We start from the raw sequence: 17,031 nt of genomic DNA, 5'->3' as shown, positions 1-17,031 counted from the left end.
ATGACCAAACAATACACACTAGACTTGAGATACAAACAAATCGGCGACTTGTTCGCCGGGGGCGGTGGAGCAAGCTGCGCCATCGAGCAGGCCACCGGCCTCTATGTTGATTTTGCGGTTAACCATGACGAACAAGCCATTTCCATGCACACCGCCAACCATCCGCAGACGATACATTATCAAACCGATGTGTATGAAGTTGACCCGTATTTGGCCTGTCGCGGCCGTCCTGTCGGTCTGCTGCATCTCAGCCCGGATTGTACCCACCATAGCCAAGCCGCAGGCGGCCAGCCGCGTGACAATGCAACCCGTTCATTGAGTTGGGCGGGTAAAAGATGGGCGGCACAAGTTCGTCCTGATGTTATCACATTAGAGAACGTCGAACAGATAACCCGTTGGGGCCGGTTGGTGGCCAAACGCGACAAGGCTACGGGGCGTGTCATAAAGTTGGATAAAACCGTGGCGGCTCCCGGCGAACGAGTACCGGTGCAACAGCAATACTTGGTTCCTGATCCGAAACAGACGGGGAAGCGGTGGCAGAAATTTGTTCGTGAGTTGGAAAAACTGGGCTACGTTGTCGAGTGGCGTACACTGGTTGCCGCCGATTACGGCGCACCCACTACCCGCAAACGGCTGTTTATGGTTGCGCGGAGAGACGGTTTGCCGATAGTGTGGCCGGAAGCTACCCATTTTAAAAATCCCAAGCCCGGACAGAAGAAATGGCGGGCCGCCGCCGAATGTATCGATTGGTCCGTTCCCGGTAAATCCATATTCGACCGCGAAAAGCCGCTGGCCGAAGCCACCATGCGCCGGATTGCCAAAGGCATCAAAAAGTTTGTCCTGGACAACCCCGAACCTTTTATCGTCAAATTTCGTGGCGACAGCGCAGGGTGTTCCATTAATCAACCTTTATCCACCATTACCAGCGGCGGCAATCCCAAACGGCCGGCCGGTGGTGCCCATGCTTTGGGGTTGGCGGTTCCGGCCTTAGCCCCCATCATCAGCCATTATCATGCTCCGAAGAATAACGAGTGCAGGGCATCCGATATGTCTGCGCCGTTGAAAACACAAACGACTGAAAACCGGCACGGTTTGGTGTCAGCGGTGCTGGTTAACGCTGCCTACGGAGAAGGTAGCGGCGAAAACAAACGGCGCGGTATCGGCAGCCGTGATATTACCGATGCCCTCGGCACAGTAACCGCCTCCGGCAGCGGCGGACACGCCGTAGCCGCCGCATATCTGATGCAGGCAAACGGCGGCTTCAACACCGTACACGGCAAAGACGCAACCGAGCCGATGTCGACGATTACCAACAGCGGCAGCCAGCAACAACTGGTATCAGCCTGCTTAATACGCCAGTTCGGAGCCAGCACCGGCAGCGACATTGCCGCACCTATGGGTACGGTGATGACCGATGGTGGCGGCGGTAAAACATCGTTGGCCGTTTGCGAGTTGGGAGACACGGAAGAACGTGCGCTTAGGGTTGCTTCATTCCTGATCAATTATTACGGAAATGGTGATGCCCGCAACTTATCGGCTCCGATGGATACCATAACGACAAAAGATAAATTGGCTTTGGTAACGGTTTATGTGAAGGGCGTGCCCCATTACATAGTAGATATTACGCTGCGTATGCTGTTACCGAAGGAGCTTTATAAAGCTCAGGGTTTCCCCGACGATTACGTCTTTGACAGAGACCATACCGGCAGACCTTTAACCAAAACCGCCCAAGTGCGGATGTGTGGTAACTCGGTGTCGCCACCCCCGATGGCCGCACTGATTCGTGCCAACTACAACCCTGACGCAATGTTCAGATATGAGAAGCAGGCAGCTTGATGCCTGCTTTTTTTATTCAATAAGGAAAGGAGTATGTATGCAAGCAAGAAAATTTATTGGCGTGGTTTTATGCGGACTTTCTTTGAAAGTATCGGCATTTCCGGCTGCAAGTGTGATTTTGCCGCCGATTGAGGGATATCTTGTAGTTGTTAGCCAAAATCTGAAAGAAAACACCGATAAAGCCACATTACCAATTAAACACAACAAGGTTGAGAAACCGACTGACAACAATACTCAGCCCCCCTACCGCTGAGTTTTAAGCCCTGCCGCCGTACATTATTTGTATGGCGGCAGGGCTTTTTGTATTTGTAATTACCTTTATTTTACAATCTTATAAATCATTTTGTTTTCAGATGATTAGGCATCTGTATGATATAATGCCAAAACCGGAATACAGAGAAAGAAAGGGCAAACCATGTGTACATTGATGCAAAAAGACGCACTGATCGAACGTGTAGCGTCGGTGCAGGCGTTGATTGCCCGCAAAACCCCGCGCACGGAAAAACGGACGGCAGATCAGCAAAGGATCGTAGAAATACGCAGCTTCCTTTATGATTCCGTTCCCGAAAATATTGATTTTCAGACGATAGCGGATGAATGCAATGCGCTTTATCAGAAATATTCAACATTACCGAAGCCTCAATTGGAGGCTGCTGCATAGATGACAAAGCAAGAAGATGTTGCTTTTGAAATGATTTGGGACGGCTTGGTGTCTGAAACACAAGTCCGTCCTTCTTCTTTGCCCAAAGGTTTTGTATTGGGCGGGCAACCCGGGGCGGGCAAATCCAACTTGGTTCAAAAAATCAGGGCCGAACTCAACCGCAATCTTTTGGTTATCAACGGTGACGAGTTCCGCCGCTACCATCCTGATTTTGACGATATTCAGGCTCAATATGGCAAGGATGCTCCCAAATATACGGCCGCTTTTTCGGGAATGATGACAGAAAGGGTTATAGCAAAGGCTCTTGCTGAAGGATATAACGTGAGTGTCGAGGGTACTTTTCGCACAGCCGACGTGCCGATGAAAACCTTAGATGATATGCGCCGCCACGGTTATGAAACGGCCGTCTATATCCAAACCACCCCTGCCGAAGTGAGCTGGCAAAGCACGCTCGAGCGATACGAACAAATGGTGTTGTTAGGCGAAATGCCCCGATACACCGATAAAGCGCATCATGATTTGGTGGTGGAATTGCTGCCGAAAAATGCGGATGCCGTTTTTCTATCAGGCAAAGCCGATCATTTCAGGGTATATAACAGGGACGGTTTGGTGTTTGACGACCGTATCCACGTCGGACAGATGCCCGGTGCGGCCATCGATTACGAACTACACCGCAATGAGCGGGAACTCGGGAAGATTCGGGCGGATTTTCAAAAGAACACCCATCTTTTATCCCCTGCCCAAAAGCAAGTAATACAGGCGGGCGAAGCCGTAATCAAAGGGCTTTCGCCTGCCGAACAGATGCAGGCACGGATTAATCTTTATGGGAATTTGTTAGCCCAAATTAAAGAGCGGCATCTTTCATTGGGCGGCTCCGAACCCGAACGTTAAAAGCCGCCGGAACCTTTTCAGGTTGCCTTCTTCACTTCATATGTTTCAACAAAGAAGTAACGGTAATAACAATAATCCTCCCGCAGGAGGGGGCAAGTCGGGCTTGGGCTTGCCGGTTGCGTAGGTTGCCGCAGGTGCCGGAGCGGTCGGCATGGTCAAGTCCGGCTTGGGGGCGTGGGGACGTTTCGGGCGGAGGTACGGAGCCGGGAACGGGGCTGCTGCGGGCTGGATTTTGACAAACGGGCTTCCCTCCTGCCATATTCAGGCCGTCTGAAACCGTCTCTTTCAGACGGCCTGCCACATCAAAAATTAAAGATTACTTGCTCGATTGTCCACCAAGTTTTAGGGTAGGCTTCCCTAAATTCTTCAACTTTCCATAGATTTTCTTCATCATCAATTCCTGTATCATAGATAAATTTTCCGTCTGAACCTATAAAATGTGTTGCTCTTATACAACCATTTCTTATGCTGGCCTCAACATTGGCGACATTTTCCAGCATCAGCAGATTAGTTAAAGCTACCGTATCCAGCCTTGTATTGGGAGGAATATCCCCTTTCAAACAGTCTGAAAACAGCTTGTCATACGTTGGTCGGGGCAATAATGCAAATGTTTCTGTCATTGTGCCGACCTCGTAATCCGCACATGTTTGCGCCAGTAAATCGTAAGTAAAATCCGAACTGCCTTTTAAGGACGAAGCAAAAATTTCTATGCAGTCGTCTGCTGTCAAAGCTGCATTCAGGCGGTCGGTATTCCTCCATAAAGCCATAAAAGCTTCACGCATTTCATGCGGTTCGAGTTTTTCAAACAGAGACACCGTATTCTCTACACAGTTTTTTACTTCATTCATGTTTATCTCCTTTTTCAGTAATCGTTACGTCGTTTTCCCTGCAATATCCCCCTAACGCTCTGTCAAAATCGGATAAGGTTGCAACGCTGTATCCGTTGACATACAGATGTGTATCCATCGCATTAATGCTATATTCCACAGGTAAAAAACAGTAACGCCCTTCTATGGTTTGTCTGAGCCGCTCCAGTAGCAGATGCTGGCGGATGTCGCCTATATGCGGAGGTTCTTTATACTCCCGCGCCATCTCCCAAACATCCTGCTCGAAGTTGATAAAACTGTATCCGCCAAGTTGTTCCAACAAGTGAACCCAATGGTTGAAATCGTCTGCCACATCATCCCAAAACATCATTTCATACCCCGCTTTCATAATGATTTTTAATGCCTTTGCCTGCTATTTCCTGCTCAAACCATGCCGTAGGGTCGGTATAAAACTGATTCGGCATATTTAGATAAACGCCAAAATCAATCAAAGCACCATCGCACCACCATCTCGCATCAAGATTCAACTCTCCCTTGTAATAAACTTCTATAAATGTGCCGCGTATTTTGTAGGTTTCGGCCGCGCTCTTACTTTCAATATCCGCTGTCATCTGCACCCGTCCAAATCCGGCATCAATTTCTTTCAGGGGTTTCAGAAGCTGCATCAGCCGTAAATAGCGGTCTATATCGAACGTAACCGTTAAATCTTGATAAACCCGTATATCTCCATCATCATCAGCCCATATGTTGTCTTTTAATGCTGCTTCATCTAAAAAAATGACCATCTCGCGCGTACCTGTATATCCATATTGAAAGTGGTATTTCATCGCTGCTTCCTTTCTTTTCAGACGGCCTAAAGGCCGTCTGAATCGTTTGTTGCAAAAATCAGTCTGTCCACAATCGGATTCGGCAAAATCCGTTATTGATGGCAGATTGAACGGTGTAATATTCAGAGAAACCTTCTTCTTCAGCCCAAGCAAGGTATTTGAACAGCCTGTTTTTAATATCGCTTTTGATTTTCATCAGGCCGCTTTCGGTTAAGACCAAGGGCATACTGCACACCATCCCGCGCTCCAATGTCATTTCATCCACAATCTGAAAGAAATGGCGGATACAGTTTCTGCTCTGAGGTGTCAGCTTTATCAGACAACCCTCCTGTCTGTGATTCGGACGGCCGATATAACAACGTGTACCCATCTTAAATGCCTCCCGATTTGGACGTTTTCATGTATGCGTCGGACAGGTAGCGGCTGAACTCGCTGAAACGCCCCCGTACCCATTCGTCGCCTGCGTTGCAGTTTCCCTGTTTGTCCAACAATTCTTTTGCCCATGTTTTCATCATCGGGAAGTCTTCCGAAAAGCCGTCGGCAAAGCCCACTTGTTTATAGAAAAATTCGCTGTTTTTCCTGTCGAGGTCAATCAGGAAGCAGGCGATTTCCCGATGGTCGGGGTGCTTCGGGTTTTGAATCAGCAGGGTCAGCCTGCGGCCTTTGATGCGGTAATCGGCAATAAAGAAGCGCAGGTCTTCGGACATTGCAGGTTCGTATTCTTTCGATAAGCCCAAACCCCACTCTAGGGTGTACCAGCAATCTTCAAATGCCGCTTTCAGGTTTTTTCCTGCGGTATGACATGCTATCCATCCCATGATTTTTTCCTTTTCTTATATATTCTGCTTTTTCAGACGGCCTCAACAGGCCGTCTGAAACTTGGTTAACGATTACCACCAACTGTCATAAAAGACTGCCAAGCCGTTTGCTATGGCTTCGCGGGCGGCTGCAATAAATTTCTTGGTATCCTCTATATCTTCGGGGTATACCTCCTCGCCGCCGAAGAAAAAGCCCGGTGTATATTCCAGTTCGTCGTTTTCTAACGCCTGCTCCAACCGTACCAAGTCCGCTAACTCCAGCCTTACCGTGCGGCAGTTAAACACCTCGTCTTGCCCGCCTTTTTCTCTGTAAAGCTCTTCCATCCAACCATGCAGATGATTGAATTTGCGCCAATAGGCAATATCGGTTAGCTGCGCCTGCTCGCGCTCTTCATCAGTTTTTGGCATCACATCGGTTTGTCGGTCGCCCGCAAACTCGGCACGCATGGTGTAGCCGTACATGTCCAATCCCATAGTCATTCCTTTCATGTGAAATAATTAACAATAATTACAACCATCGGGGGCGGTCGCCGCCGTGTTGTGATGTCGTTAAAAATTTCAAAGCGCAAAAAGTCCAGACTGGCTTTGTGCGGCTTTCATCTTTGTCCGGTGCGCCCTTAGCGGCGTGGTGGAAAAGGTGGAAGACGTGCAAAGACACTCGTCTTGGTCTGGACTTTTTGCGCTTTGAAATTTAGACATCAGGAGACAACACGGCGGCGACCGCCCCCGATGGTTGTTTACGGGACAGCCGCTTGCGGCGTTTCCGCCTTTGGCGGAATACACCGTTTAGCGGTGTTTTTGGCACTCGTTGCCTATCCTGCGTCTAGTTTGAAAATGGGTTTATTAGGGAAGTTTTGCGTTTTTATCAGGGGTGAGATACGCGTGGACTTAGATAGTAACGTTTGCAATTTTAGATTATATTAGTTATAAATAGTTTTATATAGACATTAATTAGATTAAAATAGATGTATGTTAGATATTATTTGGTATTTATTAGATATTTATATAGACAAAAATAGATATTAATTGGTATATTTATAGATGAATATAGACTTTATTAGATGAATTTAGATAATAATTAGATAGGATTAGTATGCCGAAAATATCAGCAGCCGAATTTATTCAAGCTCATCAGAAAAAAGGTAGGTGCTCAAAGCTGGAACCATACCGAGAAGATATTCTGCTGCTTAAATCTCAAGGTTACACCCAGCAGCAAATACTAGATTTTTTGAAGATGAATGACGTTTCGGTGGGGATGACTACGTTAAACTGGTTTATCCGTAGCCGGACAGAAACTGATGAAAAAAAATCTGTGCAGCAGAATCCGAAATTTCCTAGTCAGGTGTCTTCGGCAAAACCGGAGATAACCGAGGATTCCTCGGCACAAAATCAGCAGCAAGAAGAAGTGCAAAAAACGCAACTAGATGTAGCCCAACAAACTGTAAAAATCGCTGGCAATGTTAAGCCAATAAATGCGGCTAATTCAGAATCCTCTGAAACTCAGCCGGGTGAGCCACGGAAATTTGAATTTAAACCTTCTGAAGTTGATGCGAAAAAGTTGATGTAAATAAGGCCGTCTGAATTTTTCAGACGGCCCCAATCACCATTTTTCAATCAAGTTCCAAAATAGCCGCAATGCGGGATAAAACATCTTGCACCACATAATCGGGAACCTTCTCTTTCAACGCTGCTTTTCGTGCCTTCCAGTCAAGAGATTTGAGCTGGTGGCAATGAATATTACCTTGAGTATGGGTTCCGGCTCCGAGCAGGCTGGAAAGCATTCCCCTAGCGGCTTCGGCTTTGCCTTGTGAAATGGGACAGGCAAAAACCAGTCCCATCGCTTTGTTAAATGCTTTGGCCGATACCACCAAAGCAAAATGATCTCCCTGCATTTCCTTTCCTGATGCAGGATCAAATCGAAGATGGATAATATCGCCTTTTTCCGGGATATACGTCATTCGGCAATCTCCTTGCCAACATCCGGCATTTCTTCCCACCCTTCAGCACGAGGGGCATCACCTTGCATCTCTGATAGCAATTCCGACAGCTTATATCGTGGTCGTTTCACTGCCTTAATCACGATCGTTTGCCCTCTGACTTCGGTTTGCAGTTCATCGCCAATTTGCAAACCGAGCTGGCTGATAATCTCTTTGGGAAAGCGTACTGCCGCGCTGTTTCCCCATTTCTGTAACTTCATACTGATACTCCCATTGACGTGTATCTACATTGTAGATACTTTGGATTTGGGTGTCAAAAATATGCCTTCCAAAACCAACTTATCCACAAAAAACGTGCATATTCTTCCCGTTAAATGACTTAAACGTTTATTTCCAAATTAAAAAATAATTTGCACAAAAAATCATCAGGCCGAATGGCCTTATTAATATCTGTAAGTGGTCTCTGATGTGATCTCTGTATAGATATTGTCCTCAGCGTACAAAGAACTTTGTCTAATATGTACAGTGTACTTTGTTCAATATGTACAAAGACATGATTTTATTAGATAAATTTTGGAAATAGAAAAGGCCGTCTGAAAACGGACACCAACGGTTTCAGACGGCATCAATACCCGAATTTACGAAAATAGCATAAAAAAACGGCCAATGCAGTGCATCGACCGTATCAAAATGCCTTTGAATCGCTCAAAAGCAGGGTGAAAACCATTTATTTAGGACATTTAGGTAATAGTAAGACACGGTACACCATCAGGTCTTATTTGCCTGATTTCATACCGCCTTTGCCTAAATATTTCTGTATCGCCTGATAATCTGCCGAATTTTCCGGCGGTGGTTTGTCCGGCTTCCGCTTCGCCTGTTCATCGCGCTGCCGCTCTTTTGCAGCCGCTTCCAATTCACGTTGCGTGCGTTCTTCCTGTGCTTTCAGGTCGCTTTCAGACGGCCTGCCGGTTTGTTTTTGGTTGGGCGGCAAAAAGCCCAGCCAGCCTTTGAGAATGGTCATCTCCATAATCGGACGAAGATCGAGATTTTGATTGTGGAGTGCCGCCAGTTGCTTGATAGCGGCTTTCTTTGCGCCCATACTGGCCGGTTTGCCCGCTCCAGCCCGCATATCCAAATAGTTATGCCACAAATCCAGCGGAATGAATTTCGGCAGGCGGTAATTATCTCGGTCGTAGTGGTGGCGGCTGTTCTTTTCGGGAACGGGAATGCCCCGCAATTCGCAGATTTTGGCCAACAGAACCTCGCGGTTGAGATACCAGTGCATTCTGCCGTGTACCCCGCCGCGCCGATATTGCACTAAGCCGAGCTTAAGCAGGGTGCGGCGTACTTTTTCATAGCCGCGCCGTGTCAGACCGAGTTCCTGCTTCAAATCCGCAGCTGTCTTGTAGAGCCAGCCGCACCGCTTCGGCTCTTTATCGGCCACATCGCTCCACCAAAACAGATTGGATAGAAACGATGCCGCTTGAAAATCATGCGCGCACACGGGCATAAACTCGTCATAGACTTGGACGAATTTATTAGTCAAATGAGGGCGCAAATCAGCGATGAGCATTTATGCTTCCTGCCGTTTGCCCCAAATATGCTCAGCATCATCTCGCAAATCATAACGAGATACTTCATTATTTGTGGCCTTCTCAATATCCACTGCCATTTGTGGAGAAGGTTTTCTATAACCAGTAGATATATGTGAAATGTATGCAGGATGGCATTTTAAAATTTTTGCCAACTCAAACCTGTAACCTCTAGGCATTTTTCTCAGATATTCAGATAACTTCATCTTTGTTCCTTTGTTTAACAAAATAAATATATCAAATGATAACTGTATCAGCAAACTAAATATATCATTTGATTATTTATCATAAGATAGGATGTTGATAAATTTAAAAGATGGATACTAGAGCGATTAGACGGGATAATTTACGATTATTATCCGAAAAGTATGGAGGTCAGCGTGCCTTAGCGGAAGCAGCTAACCTCACACCAAATCAGTTGAATCATATAATTGGACCTAACCCTGTTAGAAATTTAGGCGAGCAGCTGGCAAGGAGAATTGAAGCGAATTTGAAGCTGCCTTCAGGTTATCTTGATCTACCTCACCATACTGAAGATACAAATTTTTCACATGGTTCATCTTTGATACCCATTGTAGATATAGTGGGAGACGAGAGTGATGGTAGCTATAAAATTGTACTTTTGAATGAAGGCATCATGACTAAGCAATGGGCTGTTGAACGGAATCTCGACCCAAACAACCTATTTCAATATGAGATGTCAGATGAAAATATGTATCCCAATATTTTAAAAGGGGATAGTTTAATAGTTGATACAAAAAAGAAAAATATAACTAATTCAGGTGTTTATGTTTTTTTTAATAATGGAATTGTAAGTGTTAAGCGTTTTTTCTTTTTACTAGGTAATGATGTGAAAATAGCAAACGATAGCGCAGATAAAACACTTTACCCTGATATTGCCACCTCCTATGAAAATCTTTCTTTAATTCAAATTATCGGTCAAGTTGTTGCCATCCAAAGGAATCTCCCCTCGTAACACACAAGGGGAGTTTTTTTATCTCTTGCTGAAGGCTAAGAGAATCTTATTTGCTAGTTCATCATCTACTACATTTCTATCCTGGATCATTTCAGGAATTTGTTCAGGCAAAAGAATTAAAGCATCATCTTTTAATTCCCTAATGCTAATCATTCCTTCATCATCAATAGAAAATACAAAAACCTTGTCGACTAGATACCTTGAGAAATAATCATCTTTGAATGGAATTTTCACTTCAATATCTCCAGTAAGTTTGTAAACGAGCCATGATTGACAAGCTATTCTGTGAGCATTTCTTTAAAAATCATTTCATTACAAAACTTTACTGAATGTAGTTAATCATTTGATACATTTGCATTTGCAATTCTGTATATCATTTGATATATTTCCAATCAAGCAATAACCGTTCTTTAACAAATCGGAAAGTAGCAACCGGCCTTCGGAGCCGTCTAAGTCTTCATGCTTATTATTGACTGAAATGTGCAGACATCACTAAAACTTTGGACGGTAGGCGTAGAAAAGGCTTCGAGCCTTTGGGTAAATAAAACCACCGGAACGGTGGGCGCACAAACGGTTGCAGGCGACATTCAACCGCCTAAAAAAAGAAAAGCCGCGCATCCGGGTAGCGCAGTGGCGTCCGGTAACAGGCGGCTGTTGAACGTATTTGACAATCGGGGCGTATCCCCGATGCGGAGCGATAATCTACGGACAAGCTCCAAACTACATACTGATTTTTTGAGGCTGCCTCTTGGCGGGCAGATTCAGGGCTTTACCGCCCTAAGTGTGCCGATAATGCACACTCTTTATAAGACGGTCTCACACACCGTCTTAGGTCTGTACCCAGACCCAAGCCCGTTTGAAAAAGCGGGCTTCATTGTGGGTATCTCCTATTGTACACCTAATTTGCTCAAGTAACTAACTTAGGTAATTTTTTATATTGTGGATATTTAGCATGAGTGATAGCGGAGCATTTTATGAAAGATGAAATAAGATTGTTGCGAGACAAAGCCGACGAGATCACAGTGTTCTATGAACAGAAAGTTGGCGATTATTTAGCATTAGGCGAAGAGCTTTACAACATGAACCGTGAACATGTGGAAAAAAGCATTGCTCTTGCCGGTACGGCTAATCGTTATCGACACAAGTTTGCATGGTACTTGCTCGATTCCCCGCTGATTAAGGAACTCGATATCGATATTAAAAAAGAAGCTGCTGATTTCAAAGCGCAATTCGTAGATTTTTTTAAGTAGTTTTAGCAGGCCGTCTGAAAGATGATTTTCCGACGGCCTCACCATAACGGAGGTTAGGGCTGATTCCCGTTCGGCAGGGATGATGCAGCAAGCGGCTCGGGTGTGGCCTCCGTTATGTTTTTTCGCACACCATAGTTCGCCTGTGGCAGGGCGTTAACGCATCAATCAGCCTTTGAGAGTTCGACCTGCTCCGGCCGAAAGGGGTGGGAAGACGCTTACAGACCTCGCGATACCGGTTCGGGCGGGTGGAAGGCCCGCTTTTCTGCATTTATAAGGAGCTGTCGATGTTTCACGATTGGGTTTATTTTTCATCGTATGTTGTTGCCCTTGTTCTTTTTCTTATTTTTAACTCTTATATCGACGACCGTTTGGCCGGTGAGTCCAGACTTGTCGCCACTACCGTATTTCTTACCATTATTTCCCTCGTTATTTTTGCTCTGCACGAATGGCATGATGAAAAAGAGTGGGAGGTTTTTCGGCAAAGAAACCGTTGTGAGGTCATGGACAAAAAAATCGACTTTCCGCTCAACGGAGAATATGGCAAAACTGCTTACCTGTGCAGCAATAATTTTGTTTATTGGCGTTAAGTTATACGATTAAAACCTCTTCTTCTATTATGGGAATCGAGCAGCTTGATTTATAAGGAAATGAGACGCTTTTGAATTTCAAGCGAAGCCAACGGTCTCTATTGGTTTTGGACACGGCAAACCAAAAAAGGCAGGATTCGTCATCTGAAGACGACTTGGGGTTTATCCAATAACCTAAGTTTTCTTTCTTCTTCGGCAGAAGATTGACGGGGATTCTCGGACTGTAAATGCCTTGCCCGTAGTCGATAATCGTACATTTTTCCATACAGGCTGTTTTTATACTGTAAAAATGATAACCGTGCTTGAGCCTTTCCATTTCTATAACGATTATGTCTTCATGAAAACCTTTTGTTACCGAAACAATTCTTATGCTTGGCTTTACTCTGTGCCGGTAGTTGATAAAACTTAAAACGATTGCAGACAGCGACAGAATCAAGCTGATCCATTCAATGTTCATGGGCGTTTCCTGTTTTGTGTAAAGAGAAGACGTGGAAATCCAATCTTAACACGGACATTGAAACGCCCGCCTTACCGTAAAGGCCGTCTGAAACCATGATTTTCAGACGGCCTTTTTTATTTACCAACTTTTTTATGTAAAAGGAGAACGACTATGTTCAATATACAAATCAGTAAGCCTGTGCCGGTATCGGTAATCGGCACTTATGATTCGCTCGAGGCTGCGTCAAAGCAGGTTGATCTGTTTATGCGGGGAAACGATCCCGATGCCTGCGCCAACATCGTGCAGTCCGAAAAAGGAACCGGCTACACAGTCCAGGCTGTGAAGTGGCAATAAAAAACCGCTTTGTTTCCAAAGCGGCCTGTTTAATTTAAAAGGGATAAAACCATAGGGGTATGGCGATTATCCTTTTCTTGTGGAATTAAGTCAATTGGAGATGTGTTGATGAATAAATTCTTTGCAAGTTTAGCGGCATCTGCCGCTATTTTTACATCTCTCCCTGCTCAAGCGGGAGATGTACTGACCGGCGACACCAAGCTGGCGTGTGAAGCCATTTTGTGTTTATCCACCGGCGACCGGCCCCATGAATGTGCGGCATCAATTAAGCGTTATTTCGATATCCGGCACAAAAAATTTCACAAAACATTAGAGGCGCGGCGTAATTTTTTAAATCTGTGCCCAAGCAGTAATGAAGCAAATATGCCCGGCTTGATTGACGCATTGGTCAACGGTGCCGGCCGTTGCGATGCAGCCGAGCTTAATCGCGTTAACCGTGTGACTTATACAGAAAAAATCCCCGACAAAATCGGGCGGCGCAGCGATTGGGATTACAAATATGTGACTAAAAGCTATATCCGCAATGCAAAACCATCTTACTGTAAAGCCTACTTTGAACACGGTTGGACAACCGTGGGCGAAAAAGTGAAATATGTCGGCAATGAAAAAGAAGGCGGGCGTTGGGTAGATGTGAAATAGTTCACTCGGCTCCGGTTGCATTCCTCCATCCAACCCTACCGGAGCAACTTCAACCGGCGGAGTTAGCATTCTCCGCCGGTCTTTTTACAGACTAAAGCGCGCCTGACTTAAGGCGTTTTTTAATGTGTAAAAAGATTGGTCGATAGGCCGTTTTAAAAAAGGAAATAAAATGAAAGAAGCACATTTGATTGTCCAGGGCAAGGGTGGAGTTGGTAAATCGTTTACAGCCATGATTATTGCCCAATATTTGGCTGCTGAAGCAAAAAATGAGGTTCCAGTTGTTTGCTTCGATACCGACCCGGTAAACCAAACTTTTAGCAGGTATGCTTCACTGAAACCTGAAATCATTAACATCCTTACAGCAGACAATACTATTGATACCCGTATGTTTGATGGTTTGATTGAAAAGCTAATTGAAACTGATGGCATTGCAGTAGTGGATAACGGGGCAGCAACGTTTGTACCACTAATGAGTTACATGGCTGAAAACCATGTGGACGAATTACTGAAAGAAAACGGTGTGCGTCTGATTCTCCATGTGCCGATTATGGGCGGACAAGCATTGGAAGATTGTGTTGTAGGTTTATCTCAAACCATCAATGCCATTGATGCAGATGTTGTTGTTTGGTTGAATGAATATAACGGTGCTATTAAATCTTCCGATAACAAGGTATTCACTGATTTTTCGGTTTATAAAGACAATAAGTCCAAGATTATTGGAGTTATTAAAGTCGCGCATCGTAATCCTGATACTTACGAAAAAGATATTCAGGCTATGACTTCAGCAAATCTAACCTTTGCTGAAATTGAGGCATCGTCAGATTGGGGCATCATGCCACGCCAACGCTTGCGTACTGTAAAACGCGACTTATTCGCACAACTAAAAAATCTTCCCATTTGGGTGAATCAGCAAAACGGTGCGGCCGATGAGTAGTGAAACTGACCACATCATCTCTGAAGTATTCCGCCTTACAGGTCTTCGTATTTCCAAAGATGATCCGGTAATGGCGGTTCTTCTTATGCAACAACAGATGTTTGATACCGCTTTCGCCGGGCTTTCATCTCATCAAGAGCAATACGCCGAAGCTATTGCCGCCCATGCCGAAAACATCACGGCAGCCGCCGCAAAACTTGAAACCTACCGCGAACAGCTTTTGGTTGAGCTGGCACAGCAAGCCAACAGTAGGATAGAAGAAACTGAAGATCGTGTTTATGCCTCGGTTTCTGAACGTGTTATTCGGGATGTAGAGAACGCTAATACAGCCTTTATAGACCGTCTTAAAAAGCTGTTGATTTTTGTTTCTGCCGCATGGGGTATAGGATTACTACTTCTTTTAGTAGTTTTGAATCTTAAATAAACATTATTGGTATAGGGAGTAAAGTATGAGAGTTGCTATAATCCTTGTTATGTTATTGGCGGGCATCGTTTTTACTATTGTTTTATTAGACAGTGTTTTAAGCATTGCAAATGGAGAATCAGATTGGGGCAGTGAAACATTTAAGATGTGGTTAGTCGGCGGAATTTTTGCATTTATGGTGTTAGGTTCTTGGCTTGCAATTTATTCAAAAGCATCCGACGGAAAAAATGACCGTTCAAACGTTGATTTATGAATATCTAAAGTCTTTCCTTACTTTTTATGAAGGCGTATTTATGTTAAGCGAAGCTACTCCGGTAATCCAAACTATAAAAGCCCCGCCCGGCTTTACTCCGCCGGAAAACAACTACCCGCACTACCGGCTGCTACCGGTACAAACAGAAACAGGCAGATTCCACTGCCTGTTTTTTTACGTTACGAGCAAAGACTTTTTGATACTTGAGCCAAAAATAAAACGGCATCTTGCCATTGGAAAGCTGGCAGAATTTCTGAAAACAGCAACGTACACGGTGTATGAAACAGTATATGAGTGAACAGCTATGAGTACATATGATGTTGAAGAAGCTGCTGAATACTGCAAGTGTCACCCGGAAACAATACGGGAACATATCAGAGAGGGCAGATTAGTAGCATCCAAGCCCGGTCGTAAATATTGTATAACCCAGTCTGCACTTGACGCATTTCTTCGTGGTTTGGAAAATGAGGAGTTGCAGGCTTCGCTCAAAAGTAGGAGTGAAGAAAAATGCCGATTTACAGAAGACAAAACGGTATTTATTACGTTGACATCACAACGAAATGCGGCCGCAGAATTAGACAATCTGCTGGCACCAAAAGCAGGGATGAGGCCCAAAAGCTGCACGACAAACTGAAATATGAGTTATGGCAGCAGCGATACATGGGACAGAAACCCGAACGGTTGTGGGAGGAAGCAGCCGTCAGATGGATTAAAGAGCAAGGAGGTAAAAAGAAAAGTATCAACGACGACATCAGCCGCTTACGCGGATTGACCCAATTCAAAGGGGTATTTTTGCACCATATGAACCGTGATTTTATTATGCGCGTCGTTGGTGGTATGACTTGTTCCGACAGCACCAAAAACCGCTATCTAGCATTGATCCGTGCCATCTTGAATAAAGCAGCGAAGGAGTGGCAATGGTTAGATGATGTACCCAAAATCACGTTGTATCGGGAAGCTAAACGGCGAATCCGGTGGTTAACGCGAGAAGAAGCGCAAAAATTGATAGTCGCCCTGCCTGAATATTTGTCTGATATGGCGGTTTTTAGTTTGGCCACAGGATTGCGCCAGCGAAATGTTTTGGAGTTGAAATGGGAGCAAATAAATCTGAACCGTAGAACGGCATGGATTTATCCTGATGAAGCCAAAAGTGGTCGCTCAATCGGAGTAGCGTTGAATCAGACTGCACTCGGAGTATTGGAAAGGCAGATGGGTAAACACCCATCATTTGTTTTTACCTATCCAAACGGCAATCCGGTCAAGAGCATCAGTTCACGGATTTGGAAAAATGCGTTGACTGAAGCAGGTATTACCGATTTTCGGTGGCATGACCTGCGCCATACATGGGCAAGTTGGCTGGTTCAATCAGGTGTTCCACTGGCTGCTTTGCAGGAGATGGGCGGATGGGAGAGCATCAGTATGGTGCAGCGTTACGCGCATCTTGCTCCCGAGCATTTGCATGAGCATGCGGCTGTATTGGACGGTGTCGGTCTTGGTTTCGGCACAAATTCGGCACACCCCAGGATAGGCGGTGGCAAAGAAAAAAGCCTAAACGTTTGTTTAGGCTTGGAAAAGCTGGTGGGTCGTGAAGGATTCGAACCTTCGACCAACGGATTAAAAGTCCGCTGCTCTACCAGCTGAGCTAACGACCCGATAGGAATTAAATAATAAATCTAAATTAACTGGTTGTCAAGATTTTTAATGATTTCATTGATGTTGGTTTGGCTGTTCAAGCAACTGCCAAACCAACATATTATTTTCAATAGGGGCTGACGTAGATTAGCAG

At 45.1% G+C, this 17,031-nt stretch carries 28 protein-coding genes, 1 tRNA gene and 1 pseudogene; 16 read left to right on the top strand and 14 right to left on the bottom strand.

What is annotated here, in order from left to right; translation table 11 throughout:
• The 4 genes from LVJ88_RS11920 to LVJ88_RS11905 all read left to right on the top strand — a co-directional run bounded on the left by LVJ88_RS11920 (position 1) and on the right by LVJ88_RS11905 (position 3,388).
• The gene (locus LVJ88_RS11920) at positions 1-1,836 is read left to right on the top strand and encodes a DNA cytosine methyltransferase (RefSeq protein ID WP_085418947.1); all 1,836 of its coding nucleotides are present in this window, start codon (positions 1-3) and stop codon (positions 1,834-1,836) included.
• A gap of 37 nt (positions 1,837-1,873) precedes the next feature.
• Complete coding sequence (locus LVJ88_RS11915; RefSeq protein WP_085418948.1) at positions 1,874-2,089, top strand: hypothetical protein; 216 nt, start codon at positions 1,874-1,876, stop codon at positions 2,087-2,089.
• Positions 2,090-2,263: 174 nt separating this feature from the next.
• On the top strand, positions 2,264-2,497 hold the full coding sequence (locus LVJ88_RS11910; protein ID WP_085418949.1) for a hypothetical protein: 234 nt from the start codon (positions 2,264-2,266) through the stop codon (positions 2,495-2,497).
• Entirely contained in the window at positions 2,498-3,388 is an 891-nt protein-coding gene (locus LVJ88_RS11905; RefSeq protein ID WP_085418950.1) for a zeta toxin family protein, read from the top strand.
• A 31-nt stretch (positions 3,389-3,419) separates the two neighbouring features.
• Here the strand turns inward: LVJ88_RS11905 and LVJ88_RS11900 are convergent, their stop codons facing one another.
• From LVJ88_RS11900 to LVJ88_RS11870, 7 genes are all read right to left on the bottom strand, one after another.
• Positions 3,420-3,647 carry a hypothetical protein gene (locus LVJ88_RS11900; protein ID WP_143773685.1) on the bottom strand — a complete coding sequence of 76 codons (228 nt, stop codon included), beginning with the start codon at positions 3,645-3,647 and terminating at the stop codon, positions 3,420-3,422.
• Between the two features lie 43 nt (positions 3,648-3,690).
• A complete protein-coding gene (locus tag LVJ88_RS11895) occupies positions 3,691-4,236 on the bottom strand; it encodes a hypothetical protein (protein ID WP_085418951.1) in 546 nt (181 codons plus the stop codon).
• A complete protein-coding gene (locus LVJ88_RS11890) occupies positions 4,229-4,603 on the bottom strand; it encodes a hypothetical protein (protein WP_085418952.1) in 375 nt (124 codons plus the stop codon). Before LVJ88_RS11890 ends, LVJ88_RS11895 begins: the two co-directional genes overlap by 8 nt.
• Positions 4,587-5,042, bottom strand: coding sequence for a hypothetical protein (locus tag LVJ88_RS11885; RefSeq protein ID WP_233127646.1), 456 nt, complete (start codon positions 5,040-5,042; stop codon positions 4,587-4,589). Before LVJ88_RS11885 ends, LVJ88_RS11890 begins: the two co-directional genes overlap by 17 nt.
• A 58-nt stretch (positions 5,043-5,100) precedes the next feature.
• A complete protein-coding gene (locus LVJ88_RS11880; RefSeq protein WP_143773686.1) occupies positions 5,101-5,412 on the bottom strand; it encodes a hypothetical protein in 312 nt (103 codons plus the stop codon).
• Between the two features lies 1 nt (position 5,413).
• The gene (locus tag LVJ88_RS11875) at positions 5,414-5,860 is read right to left on the bottom strand and encodes a hypothetical protein (RefSeq protein ID WP_085418953.1); all 447 of its coding nucleotides are present in this window, start codon (positions 5,858-5,860) and stop codon (positions 5,414-5,416) included.
• Between the two features lie 72 nt (positions 5,861-5,932).
• Positions 5,933-6,334 (bottom strand): phosphoglycerate kinase, encoded by a 402-nt coding sequence (locus LVJ88_RS11870; RefSeq protein WP_233127648.1) that lies wholly within the window; start codon positions 6,332-6,334, stop codon positions 5,933-5,935.
• 619 nt (positions 6,335-6,953) lie between these two features.
• Here LVJ88_RS11870 and LVJ88_RS11865 point away from each other — a divergent pair.
• Positions 6,954-7,427, top strand: coding sequence for a hypothetical protein (locus LVJ88_RS11865; RefSeq protein WP_085418955.1), 474 nt, complete (start codon positions 6,954-6,956; stop codon positions 7,425-7,427).
• Between the two features lie 43 nt (positions 7,428-7,470).
• Here the strand turns inward: LVJ88_RS11865 and LVJ88_RS11860 are convergent, their stop codons facing one another.
• The 4 genes from LVJ88_RS11860 to LVJ88_RS11845 form a co-directional block, all read right to left on the bottom strand.
• Positions 7,471-7,818: a type II toxin-antitoxin system PemK/MazF family toxin gene (locus LVJ88_RS11860; RefSeq protein WP_244694162.1), complete on the bottom strand. Its 348-nt coding sequence runs from the start codon at positions 7,816-7,818 to the stop codon at positions 7,471-7,473.
• A complete protein-coding gene (locus LVJ88_RS11855; protein WP_054600260.1) occupies positions 7,815-8,057 on the bottom strand; it encodes an AbrB/MazE/SpoVT family DNA-binding domain-containing protein in 243 nt (80 codons plus the stop codon). The genes LVJ88_RS11860 and LVJ88_RS11855 overlap by 4 nt, the downstream gene beginning before the upstream one ends.
• A 515-nt stretch (positions 8,058-8,572) precedes the next feature.
• On the bottom strand, positions 8,573-9,370 hold the full coding sequence (locus LVJ88_RS11850) for a hypothetical protein (protein ID WP_244694161.1): 798 nt from the start codon (positions 9,368-9,370) through the stop codon (positions 8,573-8,575).
• A complete protein-coding gene (locus LVJ88_RS11845) occupies positions 9,371-9,595 on the bottom strand; it encodes a transcriptional regulator (protein WP_085419006.1) in 225 nt (74 codons plus the stop codon).
• 110 nt (positions 9,596-9,705) lie between these two features.
• Here LVJ88_RS11845 and LVJ88_RS11840 point away from each other — a divergent pair, with 110 nt between their 5' ends.
• Positions 9,706-10,365, top strand: a complete 660-nt coding sequence (locus tag LVJ88_RS11840) for a S24 family peptidase (protein WP_085419005.1) — start codon at positions 9,706-9,708, stop codon at positions 10,363-10,365.
• Positions 10,366-10,383: 18 nt separating this feature from the next.
• Here the strand turns inward: LVJ88_RS11840 and LVJ88_RS11835 are convergent, their stop codons facing one another.
• Positions 10,384-10,599 (bottom strand): hypothetical protein, encoded by a 216-nt coding sequence (locus LVJ88_RS11835; RefSeq protein WP_143773689.1) that lies wholly within the window; start codon positions 10,597-10,599, stop codon positions 10,384-10,386.
• Positions 10,600-11,339: 740 nt separating this feature from the next.
• On the opposite strand from LVJ88_RS11835, the gene LVJ88_RS11830 reads away from it, so the two are divergent.
• Together LVJ88_RS11830 and LVJ88_RS11825 are read left to right on the top strand one after the other, a co-directional pair.
• The gene (locus tag LVJ88_RS11830; RefSeq protein WP_085419003.1) at positions 11,340-11,615 is read left to right on the top strand and encodes a hypothetical protein; all 276 of its coding nucleotides are present in this window, start codon (positions 11,340-11,342) and stop codon (positions 11,613-11,615) included.
• 284 nt (positions 11,616-11,899) lie between these two features.
• Positions 11,900-12,202 carry a hypothetical protein gene (locus LVJ88_RS11825; RefSeq protein WP_085390701.1) on the top strand — a complete coding sequence of 101 codons (303 nt, stop codon included), beginning with the start codon at positions 11,900-11,902 and terminating at the stop codon, positions 12,200-12,202.
• Between the two features lies 1 nt (position 12,203).
• Here the strand turns inward: LVJ88_RS11825 and LVJ88_RS11820 are convergent, their stop codons facing one another.
• Positions 12,204-12,659, bottom strand: coding sequence for a hypothetical protein (locus LVJ88_RS11820; protein WP_085390703.1), 456 nt, complete (start codon positions 12,657-12,659; stop codon positions 12,204-12,206).
• Between the two features lie 153 nt (positions 12,660-12,812).
• Here LVJ88_RS11820 and LVJ88_RS11815 point away from each other — a divergent pair, with 153 nt between their 5' ends.
• The 8 genes and pseudogenes from LVJ88_RS11815 to LVJ88_RS11780 form a co-directional block, all read left to right on the top strand.
• Entirely contained in the window at positions 12,813-12,995 is a 183-nt protein-coding gene (locus tag LVJ88_RS11815; RefSeq protein ID WP_085390704.1) for a hypothetical protein, read from the top strand.
• A 108-nt stretch (positions 12,996-13,103) separates the two neighbouring features.
• On the top strand, positions 13,104-13,634 hold the full coding sequence (locus LVJ88_RS11810; protein WP_085419001.1) for a TrbM/KikA/MpfK family conjugal transfer protein: 531 nt from the start codon (positions 13,104-13,106) through the stop codon (positions 13,632-13,634).
• Between the two features lie 169 nt (positions 13,635-13,803).
• On the top strand, positions 13,804-14,568 hold the full coding sequence (locus tag LVJ88_RS11805) for a nucleotide-binding protein (protein ID WP_085419000.1): 765 nt from the start codon (positions 13,804-13,806) through the stop codon (positions 14,566-14,568).
• Positions 14,561-14,992, top strand: coding sequence for a hypothetical protein (locus tag LVJ88_RS11800; RefSeq protein WP_233127663.1), 432 nt, complete (start codon positions 14,561-14,563; stop codon positions 14,990-14,992). The genes LVJ88_RS11805 and LVJ88_RS11800 overlap by 8 nt, the downstream gene beginning before the upstream one ends.
• A gap of 25 nt (positions 14,993-15,017) precedes the next feature.
• On the top strand, positions 15,018-15,245 hold the full coding sequence (locus tag LVJ88_RS11795; RefSeq protein ID WP_233127661.1) for a hypothetical protein: 228 nt from the start codon (positions 15,018-15,020) through the stop codon (positions 15,243-15,245).
• Entirely contained in the window at positions 15,220-15,543 is a 324-nt protein-coding gene (locus LVJ88_RS11790; protein ID WP_233127659.1) for a lipopolysaccharide heptosyltransferase, read from the top strand. Before LVJ88_RS11795 ends, LVJ88_RS11790 begins: the two co-directional genes overlap by 26 nt.
• A 6-nt stretch (positions 15,544-15,549) precedes the next feature.
• Positions 15,550-15,879, top strand: a complete 330-nt coding sequence (locus tag LVJ88_RS11785) for a helix-turn-helix domain-containing protein (protein WP_085418997.1) — start codon at positions 15,550-15,552, stop codon at positions 15,877-15,879.
• Positions 15,780-16,772, top strand: a pseudogene (locus LVJ88_RS11780) (tyrosine-type recombinase/integrase); the annotation flags it as partial. The gene LVJ88_RS11785 and the pseudogene LVJ88_RS11780, both read left to right, overlap by 100 nt.
• A gap of 49 nt (positions 16,773-16,821) precedes the next feature.
• Here LVJ88_RS11780 and LVJ88_RS11775 read toward each other — a convergent pair.
• Positions 16,822-16,897, bottom strand: a tRNA-Lys gene (locus tag LVJ88_RS11775).
• Positions 16,898-17,031: the final 134 nt, after the last annotated feature.

Source organism: Neisseria dumasiana, assembly GCF_022870885.1.
Lineage (GTDB): Bacteria > Pseudomonadota > Gammaproteobacteria > Burkholderiales > Neisseriaceae > Neisseria > Neisseria dumasiana.
This window is presented reverse-complemented; position numbering and strand designations above follow the sequence as displayed.